We start from the raw sequence: 15,089 nt of genomic DNA, 5'->3' as shown, positions 1-15,089 counted from the left end.
CTGCAGCAGGCGGGTTCCTTTCCTGCGGCGTGAGGCGTGAGACGCTGCACGTGGGCGGTCCTATCCCCTCACAGCAGGCTCCCGTAATGCCGGATATAGGCTTTCTTGATGCTGGTGGCCAGGAGCATATAAGCCAGCACCACCAGGGCCAGGAAGCCGAAATAGACTCCCGGCAGAGGCAGGAAGCCCAGGTCCCTCCCCAGTCCCCCGGTAAAGGGCAGCAGGGTGCACAGGGCGATGCCGGCACAGGTCAGGGTGGTGAGCATGGCGGAAGCATGGCTCTGGAGGAAGGGGATCTTGGGGGTCCGGATCATGTGGATGACCAGGGTCTGGGTCCACATGGATTCCACGAACCACCCGGCCTGGAACAGGGATTCATAGGCTTCCCGCACAGGCATGCCTGCCAAAGAGCCCTGAGCGATCACCGCATCCGGGGCGATGTGGTTGTAAGTCAGCCCTCCGGAAATGATCTGGGGACAGATCACGAAGTAAAGCACCAAGTAGGTGATCCAGTCGAACACCGAACTGGTGGGCCCCAGCCACAGCATGAAACTGCCGATGCTGGAGGCATCCCAGTTCCGGGGGACTTTCAAATAATCCTCATCCACATTGTCCCAAGGAATGGCGATGCAGGAAATCTCGTACAGCAGGTTCAGGATGATCAGTTGGAGGCTGCTCATGGGCAAAAACGGCAGCAAGGCACTGGCAGCCAGTACGGAGAACATGTTCCCGAAATTGGAAGAAGCCGTCATCTTGATGTACTTGATCATGTTGGCGTAGGTCTTCCGGCCTTCTACGATGCCTTCTTCCAGCACCATCAGGCTCTTTTCCAAGAGGATGATGTCCGCGCTTTCCTTGGCGATATCCACGGCACTGTCCACGGAGATCCCGATATCCGCCATCTTGAGCGCCGGAGCGTCGTTGATGCCGTCCCCCATGAAACCCACGGTATGGCCCTTGGCCTGGAGGGCTTCCACCACCCGGGCTTTTTGGTCCGGAGAGAGTTTGGCGAACACAGTGGTCCGTTCCACTTCCCCTGACAGCTGCTGTTCATCCATCTTTTCCAGGTCGCTGCCCAAAAGGATGTGTTCCACCGGCAGCCCCACCTGACGGCAGATGCACCGGGTGGTCTTTTCATTGTCCCCAGTGAGCACCTTGGTGGTGACCCCGTGATCTTTCAGGGCTTCGATGGCTTTGGCGGCACTTTCCTTGGGAGGATCCAAGAAGGCCAGGTAGCCCAATAGCACCATGCCGGTTTCATCTTTCACCCCGAAAGCCCCCACCGGGGAGGGGTTGATTTTCCGGGCCAGGGCGATGACCCGCATCCCTTCTTCATTGAGATGATCAGCTACAGACCGGATGGTTTTCCGCAGTGCGTCCGTCAAGGGTACCGGTTCATGGTTCCGTTCCACAAAGGTACAGACAGAGAGCATCTCTTCCACGGCCCCTTTGGTGATCATCTGGGTGCGGCCTTTGGGGTCCGTCACCAGGACGGACAGTCGACGCCGGGCGAAATCGAAGGGGATCTCGTCCACCTTCTGGTAGTTTTCCGACAGATCCACCAGCTGGGGATCAGCCTGTTCCTCTTCTTCCGTTTTCTGGATGATGGCCCGGTCCATGAAGTTCTTGTAGCCGGTCTGGAAATAACTGTTCAGGTAGGCGTACCGGAGCACCCGCTGGCTGGACCGGCCGTCCGCATCCAGATGGTATTCCAGCACCACCTGGTCCTGGGTCAGGGTCCCGGTCTTGTCGGTGCAGAGCACGTCCATGGCTCCGAAGCTCTGGATGGAGTTCAAGCTTTTCACCACGGTCTTTTTCTCCGACATGGAGACGGCGCCCTTGGCCAGACAGGTGGTGACGATCATGGGGAGCATCTCAGGGGTGAGCCCCACCGCCACGGAAATGGCGAAGAGGAAGGCAGAGACCCAGTCCCCCTTGGTGATGCCGTTGACGAAAAAGACCACGGGCACCATGGCCAGCATGAACCGGATCAGCACCCAGGATACGGCATTGACTCCCTTGGTGAAGTTAGTCTCCGGGGCTTCCTGGGCCATGGAACTGGCCATGCTCCCGAAGAGGGTATGGTCGCCGATACCCAGCACCAAGCCGGTGGCAGAACCGGAAATCACGTTGGTGCCCATAAAGGCCAAGTTGGACAGTTCCGTCACCGCTTTCTGGCTGCTGTCCGGGATGGCCTGGGGGACCTTTTCCTGGGGCGCACTTTCCCCGGTAAGGGAAGCCTGGCTCACGAACAGGTCCTTGGCTTCCAGGATCCGCAGGTCCGCCGGCACCATATCCCCGGTGGAGAGGAACACCAGATCTCCCACGGTCACATCCTGGAGGGGGATCTCCTCTTTTTTTCCCCCGTCCCGGATCACCGTGCAGGTGGTGGTGATCAGTTCCAGGAGTTTGGCCGCTGCATCCCCGCTCCGGGTTTCCTGGATGAACCGCAGGGCACCGGAAATCAGCAGCAGGGTCAAAATGATGCACACGGTCACCGGATTGCATTCCTCTGGTTCCCCCTGCTGGAGGGGGATGATGATATCCGTCACTGCAGAAACCCCGGCCAGGACGAACAGGATCACCGTGAAAGGGTTGATGAAGGCCTGGGCCAGCCGGGTAAGGACGCTCTTCTTCTTTTCCCGGGTCACCTTGTTGGCACCGTATCTGTCCCGGGAAGTTTCCGCCTGTTCCTGGGTGAGGCCCGTGACAGAAGACCCGTAACGGGCCAGTACTTCTTCCTTAGCCAGGGAAGCAGCCTGCTGGAGCTTTGCCTGGGCTTCCCGGGCTGCTGCCTGGACTTTTTTATCCATATTTTCTTTTTTCATGATATCCTCCTAAAGAAATCCGGGGGCCATTCCCCCTCTTTAAGAGGCCGTCAGCTCAAAACCGCGCAGCAAAACCGGACCGGCACTGCCAGTCTGTGGAAATTCCGCTGCCCAAACTGTGAGGATGACTGCCTCCACTTGCGCCGTCCATGCTTTGCCACCACCTTTCAAGGACTTGATTACACATAACAGAAAAGCCGTCCGGGGCTTCCCCGAACGGCGACAAAAACAAACATTTCTTCAATGGAATTGGATGCATCCACTGCCACCGTACGAGCTTTAACTCTACAGGGCGGTGAAACTGCATTATGCGGCGCCTTCTTGTTTGACGCAGCCTGTTCAGACCTACGCGGGATGTCTCCATCCTGTTGCGGCAGCAGTCCATATCCCTGTAGGAGCCTTGCCTACCGGAACTATTCTGTTGATATAAATAGTATACAGATATGCGAGGATTTTGTCAAGGATGGAACAGAAAAGAATATGTGTCAACAAGTTCTCGGTGGAACCTCCATCACAGTATAGCCATTCAGAAATGGGGTCAAAAATTTTTCATCGTTGCTTCGAGGTCGACGACGTAGGGATTCGTCCCAGGCAAACCCATCCCGGCCTCCCAGATGAGAAAAGTCCTCCTATACCCGTACTGACCTGAACCCCGCCCCTCCGCCGGGAGGGCAGACCCGTTCGTCCCTGGCGGGAGGTTCACAGCCTATCGCCTTGCCCTGTCGGTCAAAGGCTGCGGCTACGGACCAGGAAGCCGGACACTATCGCCCGCGTGCTCCACCCCAAGAGCGACGACACCCGATGTGATCCCGCCGACTCCTCCTGGGCCTGCCCTCCCGGCTCCTGGAGAATCGATGTATACTCGTACAAAGTACCAAGCAAGGCCAGAAGCCCAGTCCGCCCTGCAGGGGCGGGGGACCGGGCTTGTCCGGTGGTGGGGGCATGAGGTCCTGAAAGGACCGAATACCTTGGCGGACATCCAGTTTCCACTCAGTCGGAAATACAGAAACGGGGGCTTCGGGGTCGCCGATTTTCCCGTTCCATATTTCTACCACACGTCCAACTGTTGTCCATGGCTCCTGCAAAGTATCGGCTGCCGCCGATGCCCCCACCACCGTGCTCTGCACGGTCCCCCTCCCCTCACAGGGAGGACTTGGGCCGTGCGGACCACTTGTTTTTTTTATCCAAAGGCCTGCGGAAGCCGGACAGCCTTCGGCGTAAGACAAGATCCGTTCTGGGCGTGGGACTCTTCTTGCCATAGAAAAAAGGACCCGCCCCCATGGACGAGTCCTTTCCGGCCGCCGCCAACCGTTGGCAGCTGACTTCTCTTATCTTTTCTCTTTTGGCAGCACGATCTGCTTCGGTCCGGTCTCTGCGCTTTCTGGGACCAGCACATCATTGAAGCTGATGCTCCGGGTGTGGATGGTGTGGCTCCACACATGTTCATGCCGGTGCAGGAAGCCCAAAATGGTGATGGGCACCCAGCTGTAGAGCAGCAGCGGGTAGAACAGGGTGTAGAACCAGGATTTGGGGGCTGCATTGATCTTGAACAGGATGATGGCGGGGATCACATACTGGGCCACCCCGATCACCTGCCACACATGGTAGGGCAGCAGGGCATAGAGCACGTTGGTGTAGAAGGGCACGAAATTGTAGATGGTGCTGCAGAGCACGAAGAAGGTGGAAATCAGCATGAAATAGGGCTGGAACACATCGATGACCCCATCCAGGATCACGATGTCCCGCTTCCGGATCCCCTCTTTCAGCAGTTTCCCCATATAACGGCCTGCCACATCGAACTGGCCCTGGGCCCACCGCTTCCGCTGGTTCCAGGAAGCTTTGAAGGTCTGGGGTTTTTCGTCGTAGATGATGGCATCCTGGCACCAGGCGGTGGGGATGCCTTCCAGCAGGCATTTCATGGTAAATTCCATGTCTTCCGTCAGGCAGGTGGCCTTCCACCCATATTTCTTCAGCACTTCCGTGGCAATCACCATGCCGGTACCCCCGAATACGCTGGAGAGCCCGATGGTATATTTGGCCAAGTGCCACACATGGTTCACGATCCAGAAGTTGATGGCAAAAGTGCCGCTGACCCAGCTGTCGTTGGGATTCTTCACATCCAGATACCCTTGGATCAGTTTTTCACCCTTGCAGAACCGGTTGTTCATTTCCTTCAGGAAGTCCGGATGGACCAGGTTGTCCGCATCGAAGATGGCAACTGCAGCATACTGTTTGTCCAAGGCGAACAGCTGCCGGAACATCCATTCCAGGGCAAATCCCTTCCCCACTTCTTCCTGGTTGAACCGTTCATACACCAAGGCACCGGCCTTCCGGGCCACCTCCACCGTATGGTCGCTGCAGTTGTCGGCGATCACGAAGATGTCGTACAGTTCATCGGGATACCGGAGCATATGGAGGTTCTCCACCAGTTCGCCGATGACCTTTTCTTCATTGTGGGCGGCGACGATGACGGCAAATGTGGTTTGGGGAGTCAGGATCTTCTTTTCTTTTTTCCGGGGTAGGATGCCGAACAGGGAAATGACAAAATAATAAATGGTGAAAAAGACGATCAGCACTTGGAGGGGAACCATGATGATGTCGAAATACGTGCTCATAAAACCTCTTGTTTCCTCCTCTTATTTAAAGACGGCCTGTTTTCCCGTCACTTTCACATAGACTGCATTGAGCACCCCGCAGAGGGTATAGGTGAACATGATCACAAAAGGCCAGGCCTTCACATCGCTCCAGAGCACCAGGGCCCCCAAGATGAAGGCAATGATCACCGGCACCCGGAACAGGGGATTCCCATGGCCCTTGAAATCCGGATACTTCACATCGCTGTACATGAGGCAGGCTACGGCAACGGTGAGCAGGGCCGTGAGCAGCGGACTGATCTGCATCCCTCCCAGGACGAAGGTGACGATGACACAGGCCCCGGCCGGTGCCGGCATGCCCTGGAAATAGCCGTGGATGGCCGTGACGTTCACATTGAACCGGGCCAGCCGCATGGCTGCCCCAAAGGCGAAGAGGCCGGAAATGACCATCCCCGCCACTCCCAACTGCTGGAGGGAGTAGGTATAGATCAGGACGGCAGGGGCCATCCCGAAAGAACATACATCACAGAGGGAATCCATTTCCACCCCGAAAGGACCGCTGACCCCTAAAGCCCTGGCGGCACGGCCGTCACAGGAATCGGCCAGGATGGCCAAGATGATGAAGATAGCTGCCAGGTTGAAATCCTTTTCCATGGACAGATAGATGGAAATGAGTCCCAGCATCTGGCTCAGGCCGCTGATGCTGTTGGGGACCATGCGTTTGTAGTTCATTCTGCTTTCTGCCTCCCGATGATACTGATACCGCCCTGCACCTTATCGCCTTTGCGCACCATGATTTCCACCGAGCGGGGAACCACCAGTTCCGTGCAGGACCCGAATTTGATCATGCCGTAACATTCCCCCTGTTTCAGCCGGCTGCCCAGGCTGGTCCAGGAAACGATCCGGCGGGCCAGGATGCCGGCAATCTGGATGACCAGGATCCGGTTGGATCCATTGTCCAGGCCGATGGCCATCCGTTCATTCACCACAGGGGCAGAATCCTTGAAAGCTGGTTCATACCCGCCGCAGGTGTAGCGCATGTACTTGATCAGCCCCGTCATGGGCGCCCGGTTGGTATGCACATTGAATACGGAAAGGAAAATGGTCACTTTTTTGGCCGGTTCGTTGAGAAATTCTTTATCGTAAAACTCTTCCACACCCATCACCGTACCGTCCGCCGGAGAATACAGGATATTGGGATCCTGCTTCACGTCCAGCACCCGGTTCCGGAAAAAATAGGCAAAATAGAGCATCAGGACTGCCGGCGGCACGGCGAACACCGGCCCGGCCAGATATCCTGCAAGCACAGTCACAGCCAGCATGGTCCCGATGAAAGGATATCCTTCTTTGACGATTCTGTATTTGTATTTGGTCACAGCTTCACCTCCACCCATCGTTTTATTATACCTTATCTCAGTTCCTTTGTCCAAACTCTGCTGGTAAACGGTGGGGGCAGACCCCATTTTTCACTTGTGGGAATGTTTGTATTCCAGCACCTTCACCACGAACTGGGGCAGTGCCATCATCCGCCCCAGACGGCTGGGCTGCTTGTACAGCCGGAACAACCATTCCAGGGAAGCTTCCTGCATCCATTTGGGAGCCCGTTCCATCTTGCCGGCCAGCACATCGAAGCTGCCGCCCAGGCCCACCCGCAGGGCAGGAGCCAGGGCATCCCGGTGTTCTTCCAGCCAGAATTCCTGTTTGGGAGCCCCCAGGGCGGCAAAGAGCACCTGGGCACCGCTTCCGTTGATCTGCCGGATGATTTCCGGTTCATCAGCTTGGGTGAAATAGCCGTTCCGTGTCCCTACGATCCGGACCCCGGGAGCGATCTCTGCTGCTTTTTGGGCCGCCGCTTCTGCGATCCCCGGGGCAGCGCCGAACAGGAAGAATTTCGTCCCCCGTTGGGCCCCTTCCCGGAGCAGTTCCAGGAACAGGTCGAAGCCGGCCACTCGTTCCGGCACCTGATGTCCCAGAGTCCGTCCGGCCCATACGGTTCCGGCCCCGTCCGCCAGGACCAGGTCCGTTTTTTTCAAAAGGGCCTTATAAGCCGGCAGCTTCTGGGCCATCATGATGATCTCTGCATTGGCAGTGACCACCTGGGTAGGCAGTTCCCGGTCCACCCGGTCCATGAGCCACGCCACTGCTTCCCCCATGGAAAAGGGCGTCACCGGGACCCCCAGGATGTCCATGGCAGGTTTCTTGTTATCCATAAGTCCACCTCACTATATCCGCCCTTTTCAAGGGCGGGGGACCAGCCGCCAGGCTGGTGGTGGGTTAGCAGCCACCGGCTGCGTTTCCCTTCACAGGAACCTGCTTCAGGCAGGTTCCCTCCTTTTCTCCTTAAATCGCCCGCGCTTCGCTGGGCACCTGGGTGAAATTGATCCCCGGGTTCCGTTCCAAGATCCAGTTCAGGTTCCATTCGTTGGAAACCAGCACCACAGGACGGTCCAATTTGTCGTACACCAGCATCCCGTTGTCCAAGCCTTTGATATTCCGGATCAGTTCCGGATCATCCGCATAGACCCACCGGGCCACGGAATAGGGCAGCTGGTCCATGAGCAGTTTGGCGTTGTATTCGTTCAGCAGCCGGTATTCCAACACTTCCAGCTGCAGCACCCCCACAACCCCCACAACGAAGCTTTCCATCCCGATGTCCTTCTGCCGGAATACCTGGATAGCACCTTCCTGGGCCAACTGGATGATGCCCTTTTCGAACTGCTTCCGTTTCATGGAATCCTTGGGCTGGACCTTAGCGAAGATTTCCGGTGGGAAAATGGGGAAATCTTCGAACTGCACCGGGTGCTTCTCATTGCACAGGGTGTCCCCGATGGTGAAGATCCCCGGGTCGAACACCCCGATGATGTCCCCGGGATAGGCCTTTTCCACCGTAGTCCGCTCTTGAGCCATGAACTGCTGGGGCTGGGCCAGCTTCACCGGTTTCTGTCCCTGGACATGCCACACGGTCATGCCCTTCTCGAACACCCCGGAACAGATCCGCATGAAAGAGATCCTGTCTCGGTGGGCCGGGTTCATATTGGCCTGGATCTTGAAGATGAAGGCGGTGAAATCCTCATCGGTGGGGTTCACCACGCCGCCGTCCTTCAGTTTCCGGGGCTGGGGGGCCGGGGAAAGTTCCAGGAATTTCTCCAGGAAGCTCCGGACCCCGAAGTTGGTCATGGCGGATCCGAAGAACATGGGTGTCAGTTCCCCTGCATCTACTTTTTCCAGGTCGAATTCGTCCCCGGCCAGATCCAGCAGCTCGATATCATCCATCAAAGTCTGGAGATTGGCTTCTCCGATGGCTTCCCGGATGGCAGGATCGTCCAGGCTGCCGGTGGTGCTCTTCAGGATCTTGGACCCGTGGCTGCTGTCATTATCGAAAAGCTCCACCTGTTTCTTCAGCCGGTCGTAGACCCCGATGTAGTGGCCGTCCACCCCGATGGGCCAGTTGATGGGATAAGCGTTGATGTGCAGCACCTTCTCGATTTCATCCATCAGGTCCATGGGAGCCCGGCCGTACCGGTCCAATTTGTTCACAAAGGTAAAGATGGGCAGTTTCCGCCGGTGGCAGACCCAGAACAGCTTCTTGGTCTGGGGTTCCACCCCTTTGGCGGCATCGATCAGCATCACTGCACTGTCGGCGGCGATCAAGGTCCGATAGGTATCTTCTGAAAAGTCCTGGTGCCCGGGAGTATCCAGGATGTTCACCCGGTACCCATCATAGTCGAACTGCAGCACCGAAGAGGTGACGGAGATCCCTCTCTGCTTTTCGATTTCCATCCAGTCAGAGACGGCATGCTTGTTGGCTTTCCGGGATTTCACGGAACCAGCCAGATGGATGGCGCCTCCATATAGCAATAATTTCTCAGTCAGCGTCGTCTTACCGGCATCCGGATGAGAAATAATGGCAAAGGTCCTTCTTTTCGCGATTTTCTCCTGCAGCTCAGACATGCAAGGCATTCCTCCTGTACTCCATAACGGTTGGCTCAAAATTTTCCATGATAATTATAGCATGGCTGCCGATCCAGGTCACCTATTCCGGCAGCTTTTGCACATGAAAAAACGCCACAAAGCTGAACTTTGTGGCGTTCCGTTCGATTAAATGGTCGGAGCGGCGAGATTCGAACTCACGACCTCTTCCACCCCAAGGAAGCGCGCTACCAAACTGCGCTACGCCCCGAACACAAGAGCTATTATACGGCAAATATCAGAAGCCGTCAAGCACTTTTTGGGGATTTTTTAGCGGATGAAATTGGTCATCACTTTCACCGGTTTGGCCGGTTCTTCCACCCCTGCTTTTTTGCCGGCTTCCAGGCATTTCAGCAGCCAGGCCATGTTCTTGCCCAGGGTTTCCATGATCTGGACCCCTTCTTTGTCCTGGAGTACTTCTTCCGGGGTATTCCCATGGACCATATTCCAGTAGTTGGAAGTGACCACGGGCATTTCGTTGTACATCAGGTATTTGTACAGCACATCCAAGGTGGCGCTGGTGCCGGCTCTCCGGGCGGAGGCGACGGCAGCTGCCGGTTTGTGCCGCAGGTCAGCCCCTGCCGCTCCTGCAAACCGGTCCAGGAACACCTGGATCTCTCCTGTAGGAGAAGCGTAGTACACCGGAGACCCGATGACAAGGCCGTCCGCTTCCTTCATCTTAGCGGCACATTCCTTCACCAAAGCATCCAGTTTCCCGTTCACTGCATTGAGGCCGATGTAGATGATTTCCGTATCGATCCCGGCTTTTTCCAGTTCCTTGGCAATCAGGGACAGGGCCGTATAAGTGCAGCCTTTTTCCCGCCGGCTGCCATTGAACAGCAATACTTTCATTTCAGTTTTCTCCTTTGAAATGTAATATTTTATGATACATATCTATTATACCATACCTGGTCAACATCCCTGGGTAGATGTCAGCCCCGGCCCTAACGGGCCTGTCAGAAGGCAGACATCAGCTTGTCCCCAATAAGCAGAATGGTCCAGCTGTTGAGCCCAACAAGGCTGATTCTGACGTCCCAAGGTCCCTTTCGGGGGCCGTGTCCAACTTCTTGCTGAACCCGTCACTCCTTCCGCACCAGACAGCTGAGGGCGATGAGACCGGCTCCCAGGAAAAATTCCTGCTGGACCAAGGCGATGCAGCCGAACCCCAGGATCACATTGGCGATGACTCTCCGGTCCATGGCCGCCTCACAGGGTACGGACGGCAGCCGCTGCCAAGAGACACCGTTCGTACAGGGACTCTACCTGGGCATATTCCCGGTCCGTATGGGCCCCTTCTCCCCGGACTCCCATGCCGCACAGGGTGGGGACTCCGGCCCCTATGGTGATCCCCGCGTCGGAAAGACCGCCTACCTGGATGCCCGGGATCCGGCCCAGGCCCAAAGCTTCCCCCGTATCCGCTACATGGTCATAGAGTTTCCGGACCCCGTCTGTGGTCTCCATGCAGGCCATTACCCGGCTCACATCCAATTCCGCCCAAGTCCCTTCCACGGTGCGCTCCTCCGTCACCTGGCGCAAAAGGGCGAAGATCTCGTCCCCGATGGACTGGTTCCGGTACCGGATGCCGATGCGGATCTTACAGAAATCCGGAATGGTATTTTCCCCGATACCCCCTTCCACTGCCCCGCAGTTGATCAGTTTCCCCCGAGGGATATCGTTGGCTGCTTCCAGCTTCAGGATCTTGTGAGCCGCTTCCAATACCGCTGAACGGCCTTTTTCCGGGGCACTGCCGGAATGGGCCGCCACCCCATGGACGGTGATGGAAACAGGTCCTCCGCCGTACCGGCCGATGACCAATCTGTCATTGACAGGTCCCGGCTCGAAATTGAAGGCAGCAGCCGCTCCTGCCGCTTCCTGGGCAATCAGGTTTTTGGCATTGGAGAACATATGGAGGGTCTCTTCGTCCGGGATCCCCAGGAACCGGATGGGATACTTCTTCCAGCCAATGGACTGGAGGGCTTTTAGGGCATAGAGGCCGATCACCAGCCCCGCTTTCATATCCAGCACCCCCGGACCATGGGCATTGCCAGCTGCATCCACCCGGAAGGGATTTTTGGCCGCTTCCCCCGCTAGGAACACTGTATCCATATGGCCCATGAACACCACCGGTCTTGCTTCCGATCCTGGGTTCCAGTCCCCTACGATCAAGTCTCCGGCGTGGTCCACAGGTACTCGGCGCACCGCGGCCCCCGCCTTTTCCAATTCCCGCTGGAGGATGTCCCCCACCCGGTCCACCCCGTCCAGCTGTTCGGGACCGCTTTCCGTATCGACGATTTCTTCCCACAGGGCCAGCATCTCCTGCCGGTGCCCTTCGATATATGCTTTTAGCTGCAGATCCAGTGTATCCATTCCCTCATGCTCCTTTTACAAGATATTCACCACAAAGCCCGCCAAGACCACGGAAGTGATGGTCACCGTCACGAACCCAACTACCAGCATCTTGGGCAGCAGGAAATTCAGGAGAGCCTTCCGCTGTGCTTCCGTTTCCCCCATGGCTTCTGAGACTTCCTGGGAAATCAGCATCGTCGTAGGAAAGCCGAAAGTACAGGTGATCCCCAGGGATACCGCCAAGGTAAAGGGCATCCGGAACAGCCGGCTGCACAGCAAAGCAGCAGCGCACAGGCCGGCCACCCCCAGGACGGCGGACCAAATCAGGGGCGGCAGCACGGAAAGGACCTGCTGAGGCGTAGTGGCCCCCAAATTGGTGAAGATCACGATGGTCACAAAGAAGATGATCAGCCCGCTGGACTGGGTCTTGGCCAGGATCCCCTTATCCAGGAAACCCAGGGCAAAGAACAGGGTCCCCAGGATCAGGCACATCACCAAGTAATGGATATGGCCCCCGGTGAGTCTGGCGGCATAGAAGGAAAGGGTGGCCACCAACCCCAATTTGGCCAGGTAGACGGATGGCTTGTCAAAGGCGGAAGGCATTGCGAGAGGCCGTTTCCGGGCGGCTTCCGCCTTTTTCTCTGCTTCCTCGCTGTATTGGGCCACAAAGCCCGGATCCACCCGCAGCTGACGGGCCAGGTGACGGAGGGCAAAGGAAGCGATGGGAATGCCGAAGAATTTCTGGGTCACCAGCAGCACCAGGCAGAAAGTCCCTACATATTCCAGCCCCTTTTCCTTGGCCGCCGCCAGCATGATCAAGGTGGCCGCATTGCCCCCGGCAAAGATGGGGGATCCGGAGATGGCAATCTTGGGATCCATGACGAAAGCCCCGATGAGGATGATGGCCGCTACGGCAAAGACCACACAGAGGACGGAGGTGACCACCACTTTCCATTCCTGCTTCAGCTCGGTGAAATCGATGGTGGTCCCCATGGAGACGATCAGCATCCCCACTACCCCCATGCCGATGCCGGACACCTGGGCGTCCTTGATGAGGGTCTGGGGCAGGAGCCCGGACCAGAACCCGGCCAGGAGGATCACCGAGATTCCCAGCACCGTGGACAAAATGGCCCGGGTGCGCATGGCGATCAGCTCACTGACCGCATAGATGCAAAAAAGTGCCGTCAACGAAACAATACTTCCCATAACTTCTCCTCATTTCTGCCTATCAAGACTGCTTTATCCTGATAAATTGCAAAGATGATGCTATTATAGCGCACTTCTGTCCACGGTGGCAAGAGCCGAAAGGGGCCCGGTCCCTCCAACTTTCTCCTTCAGCCGGCAATCTCCTTCTTCAGGTCGGTTACCACTTCGCCCACGTTATGCTGCCGCAGATCGGCTTCGAACTGCTTCTGGATCTCCCGGAGCTGGCCGTCCAGGGCCTTATGGATGTTCCGTCCCACCGGGCACTGGGGATTGGGCCGGTCGTGGAAGTTGAATAGTTCTTCTTTGTTGGTTTCCACCGCTTCGTAGACATCGTAGAAGGTGATCTGCTCCAGGGGCTTGGTCACCCGTACTCCCCCAGGACCCCGCCGCACGGCAATGAGGCCGGCTCCTTTCAACTGCTTCATCAGGTTCCGGATGATCACCGGGTTGCAGCCCACGCTGGAAGCCAGGAAATCGCTGGTGATCTTGTACTGGTCCCCGAAGATCTCCGTAGCCGCCAAAATATGGATGGCAATGGTGAATTTGGTTGAGATTTGCATAATGGCTCCTTTCTTCCCACTGCCGAGCAGCTGGGATGATGTAATTTTATTTATTACTTCTTAATTTATCATAGCACAGTTTCCTAAAGGAGGCAAATAGAAAAGAGGCCGCTGCGCATGCAGCAGCCCCCCTCATTGATTCCCAAAATGTTCCACCAAAAAGGCGATGGTCCCGGCGGTCCGGGGCAGGACGTCTTCGTTGAAGTCGAAATCGCTCTGGTGATGGCCGGCGGCTTCCTCGGTGCCGTAGAGCATGTACACCGCCTGTCCCCCGTGTTCCTGGACCCGGCTCATGAAGTAGCAGCAGTCCTCGCTGCCGCTGACTTTCTGTTCCCGGGCCACGTGGCTGTACACATGGAGGGGTTCGATCAGCTGGTAGATCTCTTCTCCCATTTCCGGGGAAGAATTGGAGGAGGTAGCGCTGCCCCGGGGCAGGATCTCCACCCCCACATCATAGAGCATCGCCGCCGCCCGGACCATCCGTTTGGCTTCCCGGACCATGAAATCATTGATTTCCGCCGTTTCTCCCCGGGTCTCGAATTTGATGAGCCCGTTGGCCGGGATCTCATTCCGTCCCGTACCGGCTTCCAGGACCCCCACATTGATCCGGGAAGAGCCGCCGCTGTGCCGGCTGATGGTGTGGAGGGAAATGGCCGCCTGGGCCGCTGCCAACAGGGCATTCTTCCCTTTTTCCGGTTCGGCCCCGGCGTGGCTGGGAGCGCCGGTGAACACGGCATCCATCTTGTCCGTGGCCAGGAAGCCTTGGGTCATGCAGACCAGAGAACTGTCGTGATAATTGCCCAGGCCGATGTGCCCGCTGATGAAGTAATCCACATCGTCTACGATGCCGCTCCGGACCATGCTTTTGGCCCCGACCACTCCTTCTTCTCCTGGCTGGAAGCAGATTTTCAGGGTACCTGCCATCCGGTCTTTGTGGGCTGCTGCCAGCCGGGCCACTGCCAGACCGATGGTGGCATGGCCGTCATGGCCGCAGGCATGCATCAGCCCCGGATGCTTGGATTGGAATCCAAGGGCGCTGGGCCGATGGCTGGGAGCCGGATCTTCCGCCACGAACAGGGAATCGATGTCGAACCGCAGGGCCACGGTTTTCCCCGGTTTGGCGAAATGCATGATCCCCACACAGCCGGTCATGCCCCCTTTCATCCGGTCCACCAGCACCGGGTTGGCCCCTTCTTTGATGGCCCGCTGGGCGCACTGTTTCAAAGTCTTTTCATCGGGCACCATCATCCGGGCTCCTTCATCCAGGATGTCGCTGCCCATGAGGACTTCATACCCCAGCTTTTGGAGTTCCTCTGCAATGAAGGAAGTGGTCCGGAATTCCGTCCAGGCAGTTTCCGGATGGGCATGGAAATCCCGCCGTTGCCGGATCATCTCGTCCTTCATCTCCATGGCTTCTTCGTAATAGGTCATACCTTTATCCTCCCTGAATGTATTTTATGAGCCTTCATTGGTCCGCAGTCCATAAAAAGCAGATGCTGATACATCCGCCGCCCAACGTCTCACGCTTCACGTCCCACGCCAAAGGATACCAGATACTGACGCATCTGCTTCTAAAATACCCGCCA

11 protein-coding genes, 1 tRNA gene and 1 riboswitch are annotated in these 15,089 nt (G+C 57.0%); all 12 genes read right to left on the bottom strand.

The window, feature by feature from the left end:
* Positions 1-68: 68 nt before the first annotated feature.
* The 12 genes from mgtA to BQ2657_RS07755 all read right to left on the bottom strand — a co-directional run bounded on the left by mgtA (position 69) and on the right by BQ2657_RS07755 (position 14,934).
* Complete coding sequence (gene mgtA / locus BQ2657_RS07810; protein ID WP_390621277.1) at positions 69-2,831, bottom strand: magnesium-translocating P-type ATPase; 2,763 nt, start codon at positions 2,829-2,831, stop codon at positions 69-71.
* Positions 2,832-3,085: 254 nt separating this feature from the next.
* A riboswitch (M-box (ykoK) riboswitch) is annotated at positions 3,086-3,247 on the bottom strand.
* A 909-nt stretch (positions 3,248-4,156) separates the two neighbouring features.
* A complete protein-coding gene (locus BQ2657_RS07805) occupies positions 4,157-5,443 on the bottom strand; it encodes a glycosyltransferase family 2 protein (RefSeq protein ID WP_075580116.1) in 1,287 nt (428 codons plus the stop codon).
* 21 nt (positions 5,444-5,464) lie between these two features.
* Complete coding sequence (pssA, locus tag BQ2657_RS07800) at positions 5,465-6,154, bottom strand: CDP-diacylglycerol--serine O-phosphatidyltransferase (protein ID WP_075580115.1); 690 nt, start codon at positions 6,152-6,154, stop codon at positions 5,465-5,467.
* Positions 6,151-6,816, bottom strand: coding sequence for a phosphatidylserine decarboxylase (locus tag BQ2657_RS07795; RefSeq protein WP_075580114.1), 666 nt, complete (start codon positions 6,814-6,816; stop codon positions 6,151-6,153). Before BQ2657_RS07795 ends, pssA begins: the two co-directional genes overlap by 4 nt.
* A gap of 72 nt (positions 6,817-6,888) precedes the next feature.
* Positions 6,889-7,632 (bottom strand): WecB/TagA/CpsF family glycosyltransferase, encoded by a 744-nt coding sequence (locus BQ2657_RS07790; RefSeq protein ID WP_075580113.1) that lies wholly within the window; start codon positions 7,630-7,632, stop codon positions 6,889-6,891.
* A gap of 130 nt (positions 7,633-7,762) precedes the next feature.
* On the bottom strand, positions 7,763-9,373 hold the full coding sequence (locus BQ2657_RS07785) for a peptide chain release factor 3 (RefSeq protein ID WP_075580112.1): 1,611 nt from the start codon (positions 9,371-9,373) through the stop codon (positions 7,763-7,765).
* Between the two features lie 152 nt (positions 9,374-9,525).
* Positions 9,526-9,602 (bottom strand) — tRNA-Pro (locus BQ2657_RS07780).
* A gap of 59 nt (positions 9,603-9,661) precedes the next feature.
* Positions 9,662-10,243 carry a flavodoxin family protein gene (locus tag BQ2657_RS07775; protein ID WP_075580111.1) on the bottom strand — a complete coding sequence of 194 codons (582 nt, stop codon included), beginning with the start codon at positions 10,241-10,243 and terminating at the stop codon, positions 9,662-9,664.
* A gap of 354 nt (positions 10,244-10,597) precedes the next feature.
* The gene (locus tag BQ2657_RS07770; RefSeq protein WP_075580110.1) at positions 10,598-11,758 is read right to left on the bottom strand and encodes a M20/M25/M40 family metallo-hydrolase; all 1,161 of its coding nucleotides are present in this window, start codon (positions 11,756-11,758) and stop codon (positions 10,598-10,600) included.
* Between the two features lie 15 nt (positions 11,759-11,773).
* Positions 11,774-12,943: a hypothetical protein gene (locus tag BQ2657_RS07765; RefSeq protein WP_075580109.1), complete on the bottom strand. Its 1,170-nt coding sequence runs from the start codon at positions 12,941-12,943 to the stop codon at positions 11,774-11,776.
* A gap of 128 nt (positions 12,944-13,071) precedes the next feature.
* A complete protein-coding gene (locus BQ2657_RS07760) occupies positions 13,072-13,503 on the bottom strand; it encodes an Rrf2 family transcriptional regulator (RefSeq protein WP_075580108.1) in 432 nt (143 codons plus the stop codon).
* Positions 13,504-13,635: 132 nt separating this feature from the next.
* Positions 13,636-14,934 carry an amidohydrolase gene (locus tag BQ2657_RS07755; RefSeq protein ID WP_075580107.1) on the bottom strand — a complete coding sequence of 433 codons (1,299 nt, stop codon included), beginning with the start codon at positions 14,932-14,934 and terminating at the stop codon, positions 13,636-13,638.
* Positions 14,935-15,089 lie beyond the last annotated feature (155 nt).

It is taken from the genome of Acidaminococcus massiliensis, assembly GCF_900095825.1.
Taxonomy (GTDB): Bacteria; Bacillota; Negativicutes; order Acidaminococcales; family Acidaminococcaceae; genus Acidaminococcus; species Acidaminococcus massiliensis.
Note: the sequence above shows the minus strand (reverse complement) of the source record. Positions and strands in the feature narration are given on the sequence as shown.

Excerpts from the sequence above, each read along its gene's own strand:
- BQ2657_RS07805 (WP_075580116.1), bottom strand. The coding sequence starts at position 5,443 with ATGAGCACGTATTTCGACATCATCATGGTTCCCCTCCAAGTGCTGATC.
- BQ2657_RS07765 (WP_075580109.1), bottom strand. The coding sequence starts at position 12,943 with ATGGGAAGTATTGTTTCGTTGACGGCACTTTTTTGCATCTATGCGGTC.
- BQ2657_RS07760 (WP_075580108.1), bottom strand. The coding sequence starts at position 13,503 with ATGCAAATCTCAACCAAATTCACCATTGCCATCCATATTTTGGCGGCT.
- BQ2657_RS07790 (WP_075580113.1), bottom strand. The coding sequence starts at position 7,632 with ATGGATAACAAGAAACCTGCCATGGACATCCTGGGGGTCCCGGTGACG.
- pssA (WP_075580115.1), bottom strand. The coding sequence starts at position 6,154 with ATGAACTACAAACGCATGGTCCCCAACAGCATCAGCGGCCTGAGCCAG.
- BQ2657_RS07755 (WP_075580107.1), bottom strand. The coding sequence starts at position 14,934 with ATGACCTATTACGAAGAAGCCATGGAGATGAAGGACGAGATGATCCGG.
- BQ2657_RS07785 (WP_075580112.1), bottom strand. The coding sequence starts at position 9,373 with ATGTCTGAGCTGCAGGAGAAAATCGCGAAAAGAAGGACCTTTGCCATT.
- BQ2657_RS07770 (WP_075580110.1), bottom strand. The coding sequence starts at position 11,758 with ATGGATACACTGGATCTGCAGCTAAAAGCATATATCGAAGGGCACCGG.
- BQ2657_RS07775 (WP_075580111.1), bottom strand. The coding sequence starts at position 10,243 with ATGAAAGTATTGCTGTTCAATGGCAGCCGGCGGGAAAAAGGCTGCACT.
- BQ2657_RS07795 (WP_075580114.1), bottom strand. The coding sequence starts at position 6,816 with ATGGGTGGAGGTGAAGCTGTGACCAAATACAAATACAGAATCGTCAAA.